Raw genomic sequence first — 16,610 nt, 5'->3', positions numbered from 1 at the left:
CGGAGCCGGTCGTCCTGTGCCAGACGCCGTTCCGTGCCGGTCGGTTCCGGCGGGGGCGCGACGAAGGGGCCGCCGCAGATGGATCCCTCGTACAGAGCCCTCCGAGACGACGGGGCGGGACATATCGTCGGCGTATCGAAAACCGCATACGGGCCGGCAACATCGGATTTCCTTCACTGGCGGCATGAAGGGAAACCCAGCACCAGCACACATATCGCCCCGCCGGGGCCGCCGGCTGATCGTCGTCGGCCTCGTGGTCGCCACAGCGGTGATCGCCGCGGTGTTCCTCGCCTTCCAGGTGTCGCGTTCCTCGCCCCGGACGTCCCTCTCCGACCCTTCCCTGTCGCGCGCGGACCCCTCGGCCGGCGCGCGCTCGCGTACGCCCGGGAGCGAGGGCCGTGATGCTCCGGACAAGGACGACGGTGTCGTCCCCGACGGCGTCACCGTCTTCGACGACGCGATTCCGGCTGTCGCCAAACTCGATCCGGAATTGATCGGGGCCCTCCGTCAGGCCGCGTCGAGTGCCGCCGACGACGGAATCCGATTCCAGGTCAACAGTGGCTGGCGGTCCACGGAATACCAGAATCAGCTTCTGCGCGACGCCGTCTCCCGATACGGGTCCGAAGAGGAAGCCGCCCGATGGGTGGCCACCCCGTCCACGTCGCCCCACGTGTCGGGGGAGGCGGTGGACCTCGGACGCTCCCGGGCCACGACATGGCTGTCCGAGCACGGCGCCGAGTACGGGCTCTGCCAGATCTACCGGAACGAACCCTGGCACTACGAACTGCGCGCCGACGCGGCCGACCGTGGCTGCCCGCGCATGTACGCCGACCCCACCGAGGACCCGAGGATGCGGAAGTGACCGACAGTGAACGAGGACGGACGATGACGCGGGCGGACGCGGCGGCGACGGTGGCGGCAGCGGAGACGGGGGCGACGGGGAAGACGGGGCAGGGCGCTCCGGCGGATGCCCGGGCGCAGGGTGCCGGAGCGGGTGCCCCGGCGGTCGGGACCGGGGCCGAGGCCGATGGAAGGACCGGTGTCGTCCGGGCTCGGCAGCCGCGTATGCGTCGGGCACTCCGCGCCCTCACCGGGCCCGGGCCGTGGCGGCGCGGTCTGGTGCTCGCGGCGCTGGCCCTTTCGCTGGGCCTGCTCATGCTGCTGCACGCGCGGATCACGGACCGTCTCGGCCTCGGCAGCCTGGTGGAGACCTTCCTGCCGTGGTTCGGCCTGGGCGTCCCGGTGCTGCTCGCCGCCGCGCTGTGGCGCCGCTCCGCCTCCGCGGTGGTCGCGCTGCTGCTGCCTGCCGTGGTGTGGCTGAACCTCTTCGGCGGCCTGCTCGGCGACAAGTCCCGGCCGGGCGGTGACCTCACCGTGGCCGGCCACAACGTCGGCGCCGAGAACCCCGACCCGGCCGGAACCGCCAAGGACCTGGCAGCGTCCGGGGCCGACCTGCTGGCCCTGGAGGAGATCACCGACCAGGCCAGGGCCACGTACGAGAAGGAACTGGCGAGGACGTACCCGCACCACGCGGTGCGCGGCACGGTCGGACTGTGGAGCAAGCGGCCGCTGTCGGACGTCCGGACGGTCGACGTCGCGATGCAGGGCATGGCCGGGCGGCTGGCGGAGCACCTGTCGGCCGAGGAGAGGAAGCCCACGCCCCGGGCGTTGCGTGCCACGGTGGACACGGATCAGGGGCCGCTGGCGGTGTACGTGGCCCACCTGGGTTCCGTACGCGTGCATCCCGGGGCAGGCTTCTCGGCGGCCCAGCGCAACGACGGCGCGCAGGCGCTCGGCGAGGCCGTCGCCGCCGAGCGGAACGAGCGGGTGGTGCTGCTCGGCGACCTGAACGGCACGATGGGCGACCGGGCGTTCGCCGGCGTCACCTCGCGGTTGAGCTCGGTGCAGGACACGGCCGGTGACGGCTTCGGCTTCACCTGGCCGGCGTCCTTCCCGGTGGCGCGGATCGACCAGATCCTGGTGCGCGGAGTGGAGGCGAAGGGCGCGTGGCTGCTGCCGGCGACCGGCAGCGATCACCTGCCTGTGGCAGCGGGGATCAGCTGGTGAACCCGGACAGCGGTGGGCGCGGCCGTGGTCAAGATGGTGGCCCTGCGCGGCAGGTGGCTCCGCGCAGGGCCTCGGATCGCGCGCCCGGCCTCGCCGCGGCTTGTGGCTATCTGCCCCTGAACCAGGCCGCGGACGGCCCTCCTGTGGAGTGTGTGCAGGCATGCAGGGTGACCGCGACCCCGGCCTCTCCCGGCACCGAGTGCGGAGCGGAGGGTCCGGTGGCGTTCAGGTGTGCCGCGATGGCGTAGGCGAGCGTGTTCACGGTGTGCTCGTCGGCGGAGAGAATCGTGATGCGAGCCAGGCCCGGCTCCGTCAGATGAAGATCACGGCTGTTCATGCCGGTGTCGACGCGGGGCCGACATCAGCGGTTCGGCGGGGCAGGAAGGTTCACTCCCGAGGCTCATTCTTGTGTCCGGCGTGGGCGAAGGGGTAGCTGGTGGGGCCGCGCGCGGCGGTTCCTGCCCACGGAAGGATGAGGGAATAGAGCGGGAGCCAGCTGCGGGAATCGAGCCAGAGCCAGCCGGCCCGCACGCCGGTCACCGTTCCTGAACCGGTGTCGCCCTTCGGGCGGGCGAGTTCGCCGGCCCATACCCGCTCCAGGAGCCGACGCACGGTGTCCACGATCTCGGGTGCCGCTGTGCGGAGACCGTCCGCGTCCGCCGCCGGGATGTCGTCCCGAGCGATTCCCGTCTCGGCCGACAGGCCGGCGAGGTGGGTGAGCTTGTCGGCCAGCCACACCAGCGGCTCGTCGGACAGTTCCTCGACGAAGACCCGCGGGCCGGGGTCCCAGCCGACGACGTGGGGATGGTGGTGGGTCCGGTCGAAGGTGTTCGGGGCGGAGTTCGCGTCCTGGAGGAGATCGACCCGCCACAGCGGGCGGCCGATCGTGATGGGGCGCGCCGAGTAGAGGGAACCGGGCAACTCGCCACGTTCGAAGACCCGTAGCTCCAGCCGTACACCGCGCTCCGGGGACTCCTGTCCCCGCAACGGATGCGGGTTGAGGAAGTAGAGGTCGCTCACCACGACGCCGACCCGCTCGAAGGCGAATGCGTACAGCACGCCAACCCCCAGGGCTTCTCGTGGGACAGCCGAATCCCGCTACCGCCGAGCGTACGGAAGCCCGCCCCCGCCACACGATCCGGTAACCGGCCAACGAGGCCCCCGGTCGGCCGCCGGAGAGGAGCGACGTCGTGGTCGTCCTCCCGGCGGCCGGGGTGGGTCAGCGGTGGGCCGGCCGCCGGTTCAAGGGCGTGCGCGGCGTGGGTGGCGGGTGGTGCCGTCCGGGTCAGGGTCCACCCGTTGGATGCGGGCGCGCTCCACGACCTTCGGTCCCACCTCCGCGGCCTTGCGGACCAGCGCGCGCCCGTCCCAGTCGGTGGGCCAGCCCTGCCACAGCCGCAGCTCGCCGTCCACGACGACCGCGGTGATCTGGTCGCGGTCGGCCAGCCGGACCAGCTCCCACGACAGGTCGTAGGACGGGGTGAGTTCGGGCACCTGGAGGTCGACGAGCAGGAAGTCGGCGGCCTTGCCGACGGCGATCTCGCCGGTCACCTTGCCGAGCCCGACGGCGTCGGCGCTCAGCGCGGTGGCGTGGGTGAGCCAGGTGCGTCCCGCACCGCACGAGGAGTCGCCGGACGGCAGGCCGTAGGCCAGGCGCTGGGCGCTCTCCGCGGCGTCGATCAGGCGGAAGCCGTTGCCGCGGGTGCCGTCGGTGCCGGTGCCGAAGCGGATGCCCATGGCCCGCCACATCAGCGCGTGCGCGACGCCGTTGCCCTTCCAGGCGCTGGCCACCGGGTTGTAGCTGACCGCGGCGCCGGTGTCCGCGAGCATGCGCATCTCGTCGGGGGTGAGCAGGGTGGCGTGGGCCCCGAGGGTGTGCTCATTGAGGGCGCCGATGTGGTGCAGATAGGAGACCGGGCGGCGGCCCACGCTCTTCAGGGAGCGTTCCACGGCGGCCAGGTGCTCGTTGACGTGGATCTGGAAGACCGCGCCGGCGTCCGCGCACAGGTCGGCGGTCTTCTTCAGGATGTCCTCGGTGGCGTCTTCGGGTACGGGGATCGCCAGCGAGGGGTGGACCAACCGGGAGTCCTGGAAGCGCTCCAGGTGCTCCTTGCCGCCCTTGCCGTTCGAGACGACCTTGGACAGCACGCAGCGCAACCCGGCCTCCTCGGCGGCCTTGGCGATGACGGCCACGTCGACCGGCGCACGGGTGCCGGCGTCGGCGGCGGTGGTGAACCCGCCGCGCAGCGCCTCCAGGGCCGCGAGCTTCGCCGACAGATGGGCTGTCTCCTCGTCCAGGGCGTGTTCGAGGGGCTCCCAGACGGTCTTGAAGATCTCCGAAGGCTGCCCGAACGCCTGCGCCTTGCCGAAGCTCTGCGTCAGATGGTGGTGGGCGTCCACGAAGCCCGGCATGAGCAGGTGGCCCTTCAACCGCACCGTGCGGGCGTCCCGGTGTTCGTGGGTGAGCTTGCGCACCGGTCCGACGGCCCGGAAGGTGCCGTCCTGGACGAGCACCGCGCGGTCCTTGACCGGCCCTTCGGGCAACAGGACGACGTCCGGTACGAGCAGCAGCCGTCGGCCACGGAGGTCCTTCGGGCCGAATTCCTCCGGGCCGGAGGCGTCGTGGCCGGCGCGTCCGGCGGCGGCCGCCGGTGCCGTTCCCGCGGCACCGAGCAGACCGCCGGTCCCGACCAGCCCGGCCCCGACGACGAAGCCGCGCCGCCCCACCCCGCCTGCCCCGTCGTCCTCGCCCGACGACCCGTCATGCCACGCCTGCCACGCCTGCTGTGCCACCGCACGCTCCTTCGTGTTCGCACAGGGAAGGCCCGGCCGCGCGGGGCGGCCGGGCCGGGGCGCCGACCCTAAGCGAGCCCGCAAGGCGGAACAAGAGTTTCGACAGATGGAAATGGAGGGTGGGGTTCGGGCGCGAAGGCTGACCGGCTTCACTCGCCGGTGATCTCGCGACGGCAAGGTGGCGCAACTGGTCCACACTCCACGCCGAACCGCACGTCACGGGCGTTGTCGCAGGTCAACATAGGTGGCGTAACTTACTGGAAACGTTGGCGCCCTAGCTTTGGCGGATGCTGAACGGAAGCCGAACGGATGCCGTACGGATGGACGGCGGCCGGACGGACCGGACAGTCGCCCGGTCGGACATGCTCCATCCCGGCCGGACACGGCCGGTGCCGTAAGGACACGGCCACCGGCGCCCGCTCGGCAGGGCCGGTCGGTGCCGCCGTCGGGTACGTACACCGGACCCCGGCGCCCCGCCCCTGTCCGCCCCGGCCCCGACCCGCAGCGGAGGACCCATGAACGCCTCGCCCACCGAGCCCGCGCTCCCCAACGCGGGCAGCGGGCCGGGGGAGCCGTGTGCGCACGGCCCCGCACCGGAAAGCCGGCGGCGGACCCGCGCGGACCGGGCCCGGCAGGTCGCCGAAGTGCTGCGCCGCCAGATCGCCTCGGGAGCGTTCGCCTCGGGCGCGTTGCCGGACGAGCGGGTGCTGATCGCCGACTTCGCGGTGTCGCGCAACACCGTCCGCGAGGCGCTCGGCGTGCTGCGCGACGAAGGCGTGGTCGAGCGGCGCCAGGGCGTGGGCACGGTGATCGTGCGCAGGCCGTACGAGCACACCCTTGAGCGGCTGACCGGCCTGGCCGAAACGCTGGGCGCGCACGGCGAGGTGACCAATCAGGTGCGCGTCGCGGACCTGGTGCGCCCGCCCGGCGAGGTGGCGCGCAAGCTGCACGTCCCCGACGGCGGGCGGGTGGTCCACGTCGAACGACTCCGGCTGCTGGACGGCGTACCGCTGTCCCTGGACCTGACCTACCTGGCCTCGGACATCGGGGAGCCGCTGCTGGCCGCCGACCTTGCCGGCCGGGACCTGTTCGGGCTGATCGAGCAGACCACCGGCGACCGGCTCGGCTCGGCGAGCGTCACCGTGCACGCGGTGGCCGGCGACCCGCACACGTGCGCGCTGCTGGACATCCCCGCCGGCTCTGCGCTGTTCACCGTCGAACGGCTGACCAGGATGTCCGACGGGCGCCCGGTCGACCTCGAGTTCCTGCGCATCCGCGGCGACCGCCTCGCGTTCTGCGCCGAGCTCCTTCGCACCCTTCCGGATACGGATACGGATACGGATACGGATACGGGGCCGCACGGCGGCCCGGCCCGGCAGGGCGACGAGGGTGACGGCGGCGCGGGGTGGTTGGGAGGCGAACGGTGGACGGGAGGCGAACGGTGAACCACGACCGCGAGGGCGCAGGCAGGACGGCACGTAGTCCGGACCGAGGCGCGGCGAAACCCGACCTCAGCCCCAGCCGCAGCCCCAAGCCCGTGCCCCCGGCCCCCGGACCACAAGGCCCCGGTCCGCTGACCATCGCCGTGATGTGTCTGTGCGTCACTCTGGTGGTGGGCATGGTGTCCGCCGTGAACCTCGCCATCCCCGCGCTGTCGCGCAGCTCGCTGCGCCCCTCGGCCGAGTCGGTGATGTGGGTGGTCGACGGCTATGTGGTGTTCTTCGCCTGCCTGCTGATTCCGGGCGGCGCGCTCGCCGACCGGCTCGGCCGCAAGCGGGTGCTGGCCGCGGGCATGGCCCTGTTCACCGCGGGATGCGTGCTGTGTGCCGTGGCACCGGGCGTCGGCACGGTGATCGCGGGCCGGGTGGTCAGCGGCGTGGGTGCCGCCGCGGTGCTGCCGACGACACTGGCGCTGATGGTGGGCGGCACGCCGGCGCACCGCCGGCCGCGTCTGGTGGCGGTGTGGGCGTCGATGACGGGCCTGGCGGCCGTGCTCGGCAACGTCGGTGGCGGCGCGGCGCTGCAACTGGGCTCGTGGCGGGCGCTGTTCTGGTGCGTGGTGCCGTTGTCGGTGGCGGCGCTCGTCCTGGTGATGGCGTTCGCCCCGGCGCCCCCGCGGTACGACCGTCCGATGTCGCTGGTGTCCGCGAGCCTCCTGACGGCCGGCTTTCTCGCGCTCCTGTCGGGCATCGTCACCGGTCCGCAGGCCGGTTGGGGGAGCGCGCGGGTGCTCGGCGGGTTCGGGGCGGCGGCGGTGCTGCTGGCGGGCTGGGTCCTCCGGGAGCTGCGGCGCGAGCACCCGATGCTGGATCCGCGGTTGTTCACCGTGCCGGTGGTCAGGGCGGGCGCGGTCGGCATGGCGCTGGTGTTCGTCGGGATGTTCGGTCTGTTCTACGTCAACGGTCAGTATCTGCAGTACGCCAAGGGTTACTCGCCGCTGGGCGCGGGGGTGCGGCTGCTGCCGATGGCGGGGGCGTTGTTGCTCGCACCGCGCTGCGCGGTGGCGCTGGAGCGGCGCACCGGCCCGCGGCTGACGCTCGGGGCGGGCCTCGCGGTGCTGGCGGCCGGTTTGGGCACGGTGTCGCTGGTCGGCCCGAGCACCCCATACTTCCTGTACGCACTGGGGGCGACGCTCACCGCGGCCGGGTGCGGCCTGGCCACGCCGCTGCTGTCACACGGCATGATGTCCGCGCTGCCGGCGCACCGGGCGGGGGTGGGCTCGGGGTTGCAGAGCCTGGCGCGGGAGTTGGGCAGCGCCTTGGGCGTGGCGGTCAGCGGCAGTGTGGTGACGGCGGCGTTCACCGCGGGCCTCCCCGCGCCGCTGCGCGGCCCCGCCGCGCCGACGACCGTCCCTGCCGCCGAACAGCACCTGGCCGCCCAGGGCCTGACCTCGCCCGACCTGCGACACGCCGTCGTCGCGGACTTCACCGCCTCCCTCGACACCGCGATGCGGGTGCTGGCGGTACTGGTGGTGACGGTCGGCGCGCTGGTGGTGGCCTGGTATCCGCGCCGAAAGCTCCGGGGGCCGGGATACGAAGGGTGAGTTCCGGCCGGGGAGGGCCGGTACGCACTCATGAGCGCACGCACGGCCGACTTCCGCCCGCGTGGTGCAGAGCTTTGCGTGAGCCGTCGGCAGGTGCGTAGGCGTTGTCCACGTGGTGCGCTCATGGCCAGAGAGGGCCTGGAGTCTCTGCGGGCGCAGGATCACTTCGCTGCCGATCGGGGTGAAGCCGCAGGGCGTCCGTTCCGTTCGCGCCGCCCGCCAGTTCGGCGAGGTGGCGCAGGAAGCCGGGCGCCATGGAGGCGCCGAAGCCGTCCGCCTCTGGGCCCGCGCCTCGGCCGCGGTGAGGGCGGTCGCGATGACCGCGTGCCCGGTGAAGGCGACCGAACACTCCAGACCGCCCGGCAGCGGCGGCACCGCCGATACGCCGGCGTCGCACGGCGGGAAGCGGCCGTGGGCGGCGTCGGTGAAGTGCGTCAGGAGCGGTTGAGGTTCGGTCATGGGCGGCTACCTGTGGGAGTGAGGAGGACGAGCAGCGCGGTGTGTTCAAGCGCTCGGGCTGCCCGGGGCCGCAGAGCTGACCGGTGAAGTGGCCGTCGGCCGCGTGCGGCCGACGGCGCGTACCTCGGGCGGGGCGTGCTTCGGGCGGGGCGATCAGTAGAGCTGGCGCAGGAAGACGTCCGACTTGCCGTTGGTGTCGCCGGGCACGATGTCGTCGGCCGCGGACTGGAAGACCACGTCGCGCCCACCGGCACTGACCGCGTCGGTCCCTGCCGTGGCGGGCTGGTTCGAGACGACCTCGTCGGTGCCGGTCCGCAGGTCGCGCAGTGTGAGCGACGGTCCGGTCGTGTCGTTCGGTGCGTACAGCAGGTAGCGGCCGGTGGGATCGATGGCCACGCCCTTGACGTTCGGCACCAGTTGGGCGGTGCCCGCGCGGACGTCATGGACGTAGGTGTCGGAGCCGGAGAGGTAGACGACCTTGCTGCCGTCCTCGCTGAGCTGGACGAGCGTCGCCTCCTGGGACGCGCCCTCGATCGGGCCGGCGGTGGTGGGGCCGGTCCGGTCCCACACGAAGACGTCCTTCGCCCTGCCGTCCTGGTAGGCGACATAGCGGCCGTCACCGCTGATGGAGGGCCGGGACGGCTGGGTGTGGTCGAAGGCGGCGACGGACTGGTTGGCGCCGCCGTTGTTCCAGTCCTGCACCTCGATGCGCTGGCCGAAGGACGGTTGCCTGGGGTTGCGCAGGACATGGGCGGTGTAGCGGCCGTCCGCGTTCAGCGACGGCTGGTCGCAGGTGTACGCCGAGCAGTTGAGGGACGCCGTACGTCCCGTGCTGACCTGGTACTGGGTGATCCGGACGTTGGTGATCCACTGATGCGCGTAGCCGATGTACTCCCCGTCACCGCTGATCACCGGGGGCTGGGTCGGGGCAAGGTTCCCCATCCGCTGGTTCTGTCTCGTCCGCTGGTCGCGGACGAACACCTTGTCGCCTCCCGTCGTGCTGTCGGCCGTGAGGTTCGTCGCGGACGACGAGAAGATGACGCGGCGGCCGTCGGCCGTGATCGAGGCGCCTGTGGAGTCGCCGTCGCCCTGAGCGCCGTCGGCCGCGACGCTGATCCTCTCGACACCGGCTCCGCGAGCCCCTGCGGCACCCGCCGCGGGCTCGGCCGAGGCGATGGTGGAGGGCAGCGCCGCCGTGACCGCGCAGGCCGCCATGGCCGCGCCCAGGGCTGCCCGCACCCGTCTGGTGCTGCTCCGATGTACCTTTCCCCGCATTTTCCCCCCAAAAAAAGACATGGTCTCGCCTCCGGCTTCGCGCCGAAGGGCCACAAGCATGCAACCGTGACAGCGCTGTGGGGTCAATGCGTCACATGACGTATAGAGAGGTGCAATTTCGGTCATGTGAGAGTGGTCCGTTGTCGGGATCGGCCGTGGGGGATGGCCATGGCGGTCAGCTGTGTGTGGGGAGTGTCGTCCGGAGGCCTTTGGTCACCGCCAGTCGGGCCTTTCGGCGACGAGCCCGCGGGCCGCGGTGGTCAAGACTGGGCTCCTGGCCGAAACCTACGGAACCGTAGGTTGTGGAGCGCGAGCAGCGAGGCGGTGGGGTATGCCGAGGGTCACGACGAGCGGGAGACTGCCCGAGATCATCCAAGGTGGCATGGGTGTCGGTGTCTCCGGCTGGCGACTCGCACGGGCCGTCAGCCGCGCCGGACAGCTCGGCGTCGTGTCGGGCACGGCTCTCGACGCGCTCTTGACGCGGCGGCTCCAGCTCGGCGACCCGGGCGGTGACGTGCGCCGTGCCCTCGCGGCCTTCCCCGTACCGGAGTTGGCGGCCGCGGTCCTGGACCGCTTCTACGTCGAAGGCGGTGTCGCGGCAGGGAAGCGCTTCCGCGCGCAGCCGATGCTGCGGGTCGAGCGCGGGGAGCTTGCCGAACTGCTCACCGTGCTCGGGAACTTCGTGGAGGTGTGGCTCGCCAAGGAAGGGCACGAGGGCCCGGTCGGAATCAACTACCTGGAGAAGATCCAACTGGCCCTTGCTCCGGGTCTGTTCGGTGCGATCCTTGCGGGGGTGGACTGTGTCCTGGTGGGCGCGGGCGTCCCGGGGCACGTCCCCGAACTGGCGCGGCGACTCGCGCGGATGCAGTCGGTGAGCGTACGTGTCCGGCTGGACGGGGCCGAGGAGGACTATGACCACTCCTTCGATCCGGTTGCTCTGCTGGGCCGCTCGGGGCTCGGGGTGGACCAGGGCTGCCGGTGCGGGGGTACGGGCGGGGGTGCGGGGGCCGGATGCAGTGGAGCGCAATCGGTGGAGGTGGAGGCGGGGGCGGGGGCGGAGGCGCACGGTGTGGGGCAGGCGGGGGCGGAAGGGCGGCGGTGGTCGCAGCAGGCGCGACCGGCACCCCCGGTGCAGTCGGCGCTCCCAGCGCAGTCGGCACCCCCGGTGCGCCGAGTCCAGGATGTACGGATCCAATCGGTCGCCCCGGCCGCAAGCCCGCCGTCCACGGCCCCCCATCCCTCTGCCACCCGATCGCCGGCCCTGGCCGGACCGCTGCGCCGCCCCCACGTGCTTGCCATCGTGTCGCTGCCTCTCCTGGCCGCGTACCTGGCCCGCGACGAAGCCACCGCCCCCGATGGATTCGTGATCGAGACCCACGGTGCGGGCGGTCACAGCGCTCCGCCCCGCGGCGCCCTGCGGCTCGACGAGGAGGGCGAACCCGTCTACGGGCCGCGTGACCATCCCGACCTCGCGAAGATGGCGAAGATCGGCATTCCCTACTGGCTCGCGGGCGGCGCCGCCCACCCCGAACGGCTCGCGGCGGCGCGGGCCCTGGGGGCGGCCGGTGTGCAGGTCGGCAGCGCGTTCGCGCTCTGCGAGGAGTCCGGCCTGGAGCCCGGTCTGCGCGATGAGTTGAGGTCCCGGGCGCGCGCGAAGCGGCTGAGGGTGCGCAACGACCCCATGGCATCGCCCACCGACTTCCCCTTCAAGGTCGCCGAGTTGGCGGGCACGCTGTCCGACCCCGCGGTGCGGACCGCCCGCCGTCGTGTCTGCGATCTGGGCTACTTGCGCGTCCCCTATCGCACCACCAGCGGCGCGATCGGCTACCGCTGCCCCGCCGAACCGGAGGCCGCTCACCTCCGCAAGGGAGGATCGGCCACCGACACCGAGGGCCGCCTCTGCCTGTGCAACGGACTGATGGCCACCATCGGGCTCGGCCAGCGGCATCCCCGCGGGCTCGACGAACCACCGGTCGTCACCTTGGGGCAGGACCTGGACTTCCTGTCGGAGCTGAGCCCGGACGGCGGCCCCTACGGGGCGGTCGACGTGGTGGAGTGGCTGACGGAGGGGAAACCGCCCTCTGGAGCCGGCGGTGCGCGCTCCGGGTCAGCCGAGTTTGAGCAGCAGTTCGGCGAGGCGGGCCGGCTCGGTGATCATGCAGTCGTGCCCGGTGGCCAACTCCCACACCAGTGAAGGCGTTCCGTTGGGCTGCGTGGCGGAAACGGGCCGCCGGACGATGCTCGCGGGCCGCCCGACGGTGCAGTGGATGTGCGCCTGCGGGATCGCGGCCATCGCGGGGTCGTCGAGGCGGACACGCTGCTGGAGGCAGCGCACCGGCTGGTCCGACAGCATCGTACGCAGCCAGGCGAGGTCCGCCGGGTCGGTGACCCCGAACAGGCCTGCGGGCGGCGGCAGTTCCGAGGGCGGCGGGATCCGCCAGCCGCTCTCGGACGCCAGGGCCTGGTCGATCAGTCGTCGCGTCACCGGGAGGACATCGGCCGCGCTCTCGCCGTCCGCCGGGAACATGGCGTCGAGATACACCAAGCACGCGATGCGGCCAGGGAGCCGGTTGGCCACGCCCGAGACGACGAGCCCCGCGTAACTGTGGCCCACGAGGACGACATCGGTGAGGTTTTCCTCGGTGATCACCTTGGCGATGTCGTCGATGTGCGTGTCGAGTCCGACCTCCGGGCCGGCCAGATGGGCTGTGTCGCCGTAGCCGGTCAGTGTCGGCGCTACCACGCGGTTTCCGCCCGCGGAGAGCAGTGGTGCCACCCGCTCCCAGCACTCTCCACTGTGCCAGGCGCCGTGCACCAGCAGATATGTCGTCATCGGTTTCCCACCCTCACTCAACCGGGACACTGTCCCGTTTACGATATGGGACACTGTCCCGGTTAACAAGTTCACTGTCGGACGAGTTCGGTGAGGGGCGAGTCCGCTGAGGGAGGAGTCCGGTGAGCGACAGCAGCCGACGGGGCGCGGGGCCGGCCGGCCGGGCCAAACGGGCCGACGCGCGACGCAACGAGGTGGCACTCCTCGACGCGGCCGCCACGGTCTTCGTCACCTCGGGGGTCGAGGCGCCGATCCGCGACATCGCGGCCGAGGCGGGCGTCGGGACGGCCACGATCTACCGCCACTTCCCCACGCGCGCGGACCTGATCGTCGCCGTCTACCGGCACCAGGTCGAGGCGCTGGCGCAGGCCGGCCCCGCGCTGCTCGCGGACAGCGCGACCGCGTACACCGCGCTGGAGCGCTGGATCGACCTCTTCGTCGACTTCGTCGTCACCAAGCAGGGGCTCGCCGCCGTCCTGCAGTCCGACGACCCCTGCTTCGACCCGCTGCACGACTACTTCGTCGAGCGGCTGGTGCCGGTCTGCACCCGACTGCTCACTGCCGCGAGCGAAGCGGGCGAGATCCGCTCCGGCCAGGACGCCCAGGAACTCATGCGGGGCATCGGAGGGCTGTGCGCGGGCGCGGGCGCCCACCACCGGTACGACGCTCGCCGCATGGTCGCGCTGCTCGTCGCGGGGTTGCGCGCCGGCCTGTGACGAACCCGGCCTGCTCGAAAAGATCTCCGATTCCTCGGACGGGCGGCCTACCCTGAGCCCCGTCCGCACGAGCTGGGAGAGCAATGACAAGTAGGTTCACCGAGTTGACCGTTGACTGCCATGAGCCTGAGGGGCTCGCGGTCTTCTGGTGCGAGGTCCTGGACTTCAAGGTGATCGACCGGAGCGAGGGCAAGGTCGAGATCGGCTCCTGGGAGCCGACCGTCGAGGAGGTTCGCGCCCGCCAGATGCCGCCCACCCTGCAGTTCATCCAGGTGCCCGAGGGCAGGACCGCCAAGAACCGGCTCCACCTCGACGTCAGCCCGATCGACGGCAGCACCGAGGACGAGGTGACCCGCTTGCTCGCCCTCGGCGCCACCAGGGTGGATGTGGGGCAGGGCGGGGACCGGAACTGGGTGGTCATGGCCGACCCCGAGGGCAACGAGTTCTGCGTCCTGCGCACCTTGGCGCCGTAGAACCAGCCCGTGTCCAGGTGTCGAGAGAGCGGAGGCAGGGACGTGGCGACGCGTCGTACGGTGATCAAGGCCGCGGGAGCCGGAGCACTGGTGGGTGGGTCGGCGGTGCCCGCGGCCGCCGCCTCGCGCTCCGCGCGGGCCGACGAACTGGTCGTGGTGGAGAAGAGCGGCAACGCCGTCAGCTTCTACGACGTGGCATCGGGGAAGCGGCGTCAGAGCGTCCAACTGCCCCACTATCCGCACGAGATGGTCGTCGATTCGCGTCGGCGATTCGCCTACGTCGGGCACTACGGAGTACGTATGTCCTCCACCGTCGGCGAGGGCGGCGCCGCGGTCTTCGTGATCGACCTGGCCGAGCGGTCCCTGGTGCGCACCATCGACACGCGGCCGTTCAACCGCATTCACGGCATGGGCATCGACGGTCACGACCGGCTGTACGCGCTGAGCGAGGAGAAGGCGGTCCTGCTCGGGTTCGACACGCCGCAGACCGACCGGGCGCCGACCAGAGCGGTGCCCACCCACGGGCTGAAGACCCACCTGTTCTCGCTCAGCCGGGACGGCGAACGGGCCTACGTCACTGGTTTGTTGTCGCACACGGTGAGCCTCGTGCGCCCCCACGACGCCGCCGTCCCACCGCTTCTGGTCACTCCAGGACAGCTTCCCGAGAGCAGCTGTCTGAGCCGGGACGAGAAGACGCTGTTCGTCGGGGCCCGCCAGAGTTCCTCGCTGGTCGCACTCGACGCGGGCACCCTGAAGGTGCGGCGGAGCCGGAACGTGACCGGCGATCCGCTGCGCCTGTACACGGTCGATGACGAGCGGCTGCTGGTGACGGACATCGTCGCCAACACCTTCACCCTCCACGACAGCGACCTGCGGCCGATCCGCTCACTCACGGTGGACGGCGTCCCGGCCGCGGTGACGCTCCACCCCGACCGGCCGACGGCCTACGTGTCGCTGCTCGGCACCGACCGGATCGCGGTCGTCGACTTGGAACGGTTCGCCGTCACCGGCGGTTTCGACACCGGGCCGGAACCGGACACGGCGGTGCTGCTCCCCGCGTCCTGAGCGCTGTTCCGGGCCGGCCAGGGGACGTCGGTTTCGACGACGGCGGTGCGGTCGACGCCGTGCCGGCGGGCCGCGCGGGCGCCTTCTCGAAGCGCACGCCGATGCCGCGGATCCCGGCACGGGCCGGCCCCGCGATCGTGCATCGGCTCCTCCGCCGGAAACGGGCCCGCGCCCCACGTCCCGCTCCGACTCACGTACGCACGGCGGGGCAGCTGGTGCCTCGGGGCGGGACTGCCAGGTCGGTGAGGTAGCTGTCCACGGCGTCCTCCATGCACGGGCCGCTGGTGACGCTGCCGTGGCCGTGGCCCTTGTAGGTGAGGAGCACGCCGCTGCGGCCGAGTTGCCGGGCCACCGAGACCGCCCACGGGTAGCCGGTGGCGGGGTCGTGCAGCGCGTTGGAGAGCAGGATCGGCGGGGCGCCGGGTGTGTGCAGGCGGTGCTGCGGGTTGGCGGTCGGCGCGCCCAGACACGCCGCTGCCATGTGGAGCGGCAGCAGGTGAGGCAGGTCGGGCGCGGTCGTGTTCATCATGGCGACCAGCGAGGCGTACTCCTGGTAGTCGCGCACCGGCAGGCGCCAGTCCGAGCAGAAGACCGGGGTGGCCGGAGGCAGCGACGCCATCGAGGTGGACGACGCGGGCAGCGGCTTACTGGCGGCCATCTCCGCGATCGCCGTGGCCAGGCCCGCGAAGTCGGCCTGGTAGAACTTCCGGAACGCGGTCTTGTTGACCAGGTCCGAGGAGGACAGCGAGGTGCCCGGCTTCGCCGGGTCCTCCAGCTCGCCGCGCCCGGCCCGTGCCAACAGGTCCTGCCACACGGCGCGGACGTCGCGGGCGTGCAGCGCGCAGTCCGCGGCACCGTCGCACCACTTCACGAACTCCTGGAACGAGTCCTCTGCCGTGGCCGCCTCGTCCCGCAGGAAGTCACGGGTGGTCGGGACACTGTGGTCCATGACGCTCTCCAGCACCATCGCGCGCACGCGGCGCGGGTAGGTCTCGGCGTACTGCGCCCCGAGCAGCGTGCCGTACGAGCTGCCGTGGAAGGTCAGTTTCCGCTCGCCGAGGGCGGCCCGGAGGGCGTCCAGGTCCCGGACGGTCTGGGCGGTGTCGAGGTGGTCGAACACCGGGCCGGTACGGGCCCGGCAGTCGGCACGGAGCCGCCTGTTGTACGCCAGGGTGGCGTCGAAGTCCGTCTGGCTCTTCAGCTCCGGTGACGGCCGCCGGCCGAGCAGGTCGGCGGAGCAGGCCACCGGGTTGCTGCCGCCCACACCCCGCGGGTCGAAGCTGACGATGTCGAATCTGCGGCTGGTCTCCGGGCTGAACCGGCTGATACGGCCCACCACCATCTCCACACCCGAGTCGCCCGGCCCGCCGGGGCCGAACACCATCGAACCGACGCGTGTGCCGGGGCCGGTGGCCTTGCGGCGGGCCACGGCCAGCTCGAGTCCCGGCCCGTCAGGGTGATTCCAGTCGACCGGCACCGTAAGGGTGGCGCACTCGGCTCCCGGCTTCGCCGGGTCGTCACAGGGTGCCCACCGCAGGGCCCCGGTGGCAGCCGGCGACGCGTGGACCGCGGGAGCGACGGCGAGGCCGGCGATGACGGCCAGGGCGGCGCTCACCACCACGGCCGTGCCCTGCGCAGCGATGTGCCGCAGTGCGGATCTGCCCCTTGACGGCATGGATCCTCCTCGTGAAGAGAGCGGTTGTGTCAGGGGTGCGGGCCCGGCCGGAGCACCGTGGTCACGTTAGGTGCGCTGTCGCCCCTGTGGTGCCTCTGTCAGGGGTTTCTCCGGGGCAGGTCGGGGACCACTCAGGGGCGAGCCGGGCGCAGGGCGAAGAACGGAGAGGGTGCACTTTGATGAATTTCCGCCCGACTAGCCTGAGTTCGAC

14 protein-coding genes are annotated in these 16,610 nt (G+C 72.1%); 8 read left to right on the top strand and 6 right to left on the bottom strand.

Features of this window, described 5'->3' with window-relative positions:
* Positions 1-184: 184 nt before the first annotated feature.
* Entirely contained in the window at positions 185-862 is a 678-nt protein-coding gene (locus tag ACZ592_RS25545; RefSeq protein ID WP_471583942.1) for a M15 family metallopeptidase, read from the top strand.
* 203 nt (positions 863-1,065) lie between these two features.
* On the top strand, positions 1,066-2,067 hold the full coding sequence (locus ACZ592_RS25540; RefSeq protein WP_471583941.1) for an endonuclease/exonuclease/phosphatase family protein: 1,002 nt from the start codon (positions 1,066-1,068) through the stop codon (positions 2,065-2,067).
* 106 nt (positions 2,068-2,173) lie between these two features.
* Here the strand turns inward: ACZ592_RS25540 and ACZ592_RS25535 are convergent, their stop codons facing one another.
* The 3 genes from ACZ592_RS25535 to ACZ592_RS25525 form a co-directional block, all read right to left on the bottom strand.
* Positions 2,174-2,404 (bottom strand): DUF6207 family protein, encoded by a 231-nt coding sequence (locus tag ACZ592_RS25535; RefSeq protein ID WP_471583940.1) that lies wholly within the window; start codon positions 2,402-2,404, stop codon positions 2,174-2,176.
* 50 nt (positions 2,405-2,454) lie between these two features.
* Complete coding sequence (locus ACZ592_RS25530; RefSeq protein ID WP_471583939.1) at positions 2,455-3,126, bottom strand: hypothetical protein; 672 nt, start codon at positions 3,124-3,126, stop codon at positions 2,455-2,457.
* 183 nt (positions 3,127-3,309) lie between these two features.
* Complete coding sequence (locus tag ACZ592_RS25525) at positions 3,310-4,860, bottom strand: amidohydrolase family protein (RefSeq protein ID WP_471583938.1); 1,551 nt, start codon at positions 4,858-4,860, stop codon at positions 3,310-3,312.
* 515 nt (positions 4,861-5,375) lie between these two features.
* On the opposite strand from ACZ592_RS25525, the gene ACZ592_RS25520 reads away from it, so the two are divergent.
* A complete protein-coding gene (locus tag ACZ592_RS25520; protein WP_471583937.1) occupies positions 5,376-6,305 on the top strand; it encodes a GntR family transcriptional regulator in 930 nt (309 codons plus the stop codon).
* A complete protein-coding gene (locus ACZ592_RS25515) occupies positions 6,302-7,903 on the top strand; it encodes an MFS transporter (RefSeq protein ID WP_471583936.1) in 1,602 nt (533 codons plus the stop codon). The genes ACZ592_RS25520 and ACZ592_RS25515 overlap by 4 nt, the downstream gene beginning before the upstream one ends.
* Before the next feature lie 612 nt (positions 7,904-8,515).
* Here ACZ592_RS25515 and ACZ592_RS25510 read toward each other — a convergent pair.
* On the bottom strand, positions 8,516-9,601 hold the full coding sequence (locus tag ACZ592_RS25510) for a hypothetical protein (RefSeq protein ID WP_471583935.1): 1,086 nt from the start codon (positions 9,599-9,601) through the stop codon (positions 8,516-8,518).
* A gap of 418 nt (positions 9,602-10,019) precedes the next feature.
* Here ACZ592_RS25510 and ACZ592_RS25505 point away from each other — a divergent pair, with 418 nt between their 5' ends.
* Complete coding sequence (locus ACZ592_RS25505; protein ID WP_471583934.1) at positions 10,020-11,831, top strand: nitronate monooxygenase; 1,812 nt, start codon at positions 10,020-10,022, stop codon at positions 11,829-11,831.
* Here the strand turns inward: ACZ592_RS25505 and ACZ592_RS25500 are convergent.
* On the bottom strand, positions 11,745-12,470 hold the full coding sequence (locus ACZ592_RS25500) for an alpha/beta fold hydrolase (RefSeq protein WP_471583933.1): 726 nt from the start codon (positions 12,468-12,470) through the stop codon (positions 11,745-11,747). The genes ACZ592_RS25505 and ACZ592_RS25500 overlap by 87 nt on opposite strands.
* A 122-nt stretch (positions 12,471-12,592) precedes the next feature.
* On the opposite strand from ACZ592_RS25500, the gene ACZ592_RS25495 reads away from it, so the two are divergent.
* The 3 genes from ACZ592_RS25495 to ACZ592_RS25485 all read left to right on the top strand — a co-directional run bounded on the left by ACZ592_RS25495 (position 12,593) and on the right by ACZ592_RS25485 (position 14,724).
* Positions 12,593-13,186: a TetR/AcrR family transcriptional regulator gene (locus tag ACZ592_RS25495; protein ID WP_471583932.1), complete on the top strand. Its 594-nt coding sequence runs from the start codon at positions 12,593-12,595 to the stop codon at positions 13,184-13,186.
* A gap of 83 nt (positions 13,187-13,269) precedes the next feature.
* Positions 13,270-13,659, top strand: coding sequence for a VOC family protein (locus ACZ592_RS25490; RefSeq protein WP_471583931.1), 390 nt, complete (start codon positions 13,270-13,272; stop codon positions 13,657-13,659).
* Positions 13,660-13,701: 42 nt separating this feature from the next.
* Positions 13,702-14,724, top strand: coding sequence for a YncE family protein (locus ACZ592_RS25485; protein ID WP_471583930.1), 1,023 nt, complete (start codon positions 13,702-13,704; stop codon positions 14,722-14,724).
* 190 nt (positions 14,725-14,914) lie between these two features.
* On the opposite strand, the gene ACZ592_RS25480 is transcribed toward ACZ592_RS25485, so the two are convergent.
* Positions 14,915-16,399 carry an alpha/beta hydrolase gene (locus ACZ592_RS25480; RefSeq protein WP_471583929.1) on the bottom strand — a complete coding sequence of 495 codons (1,485 nt, stop codon included), beginning with the start codon at positions 16,397-16,399 and terminating at the stop codon, positions 14,915-14,917.
* Between the last annotated feature and the right edge of the window lie 211 nt (positions 16,400-16,610).

The sequence above is a fragment of the Streptomyces sp. NPDC040622 genome (genome assembly GCF_055593965.1).
This window is presented reverse-complemented; position numbering and strand designations above follow the sequence as displayed.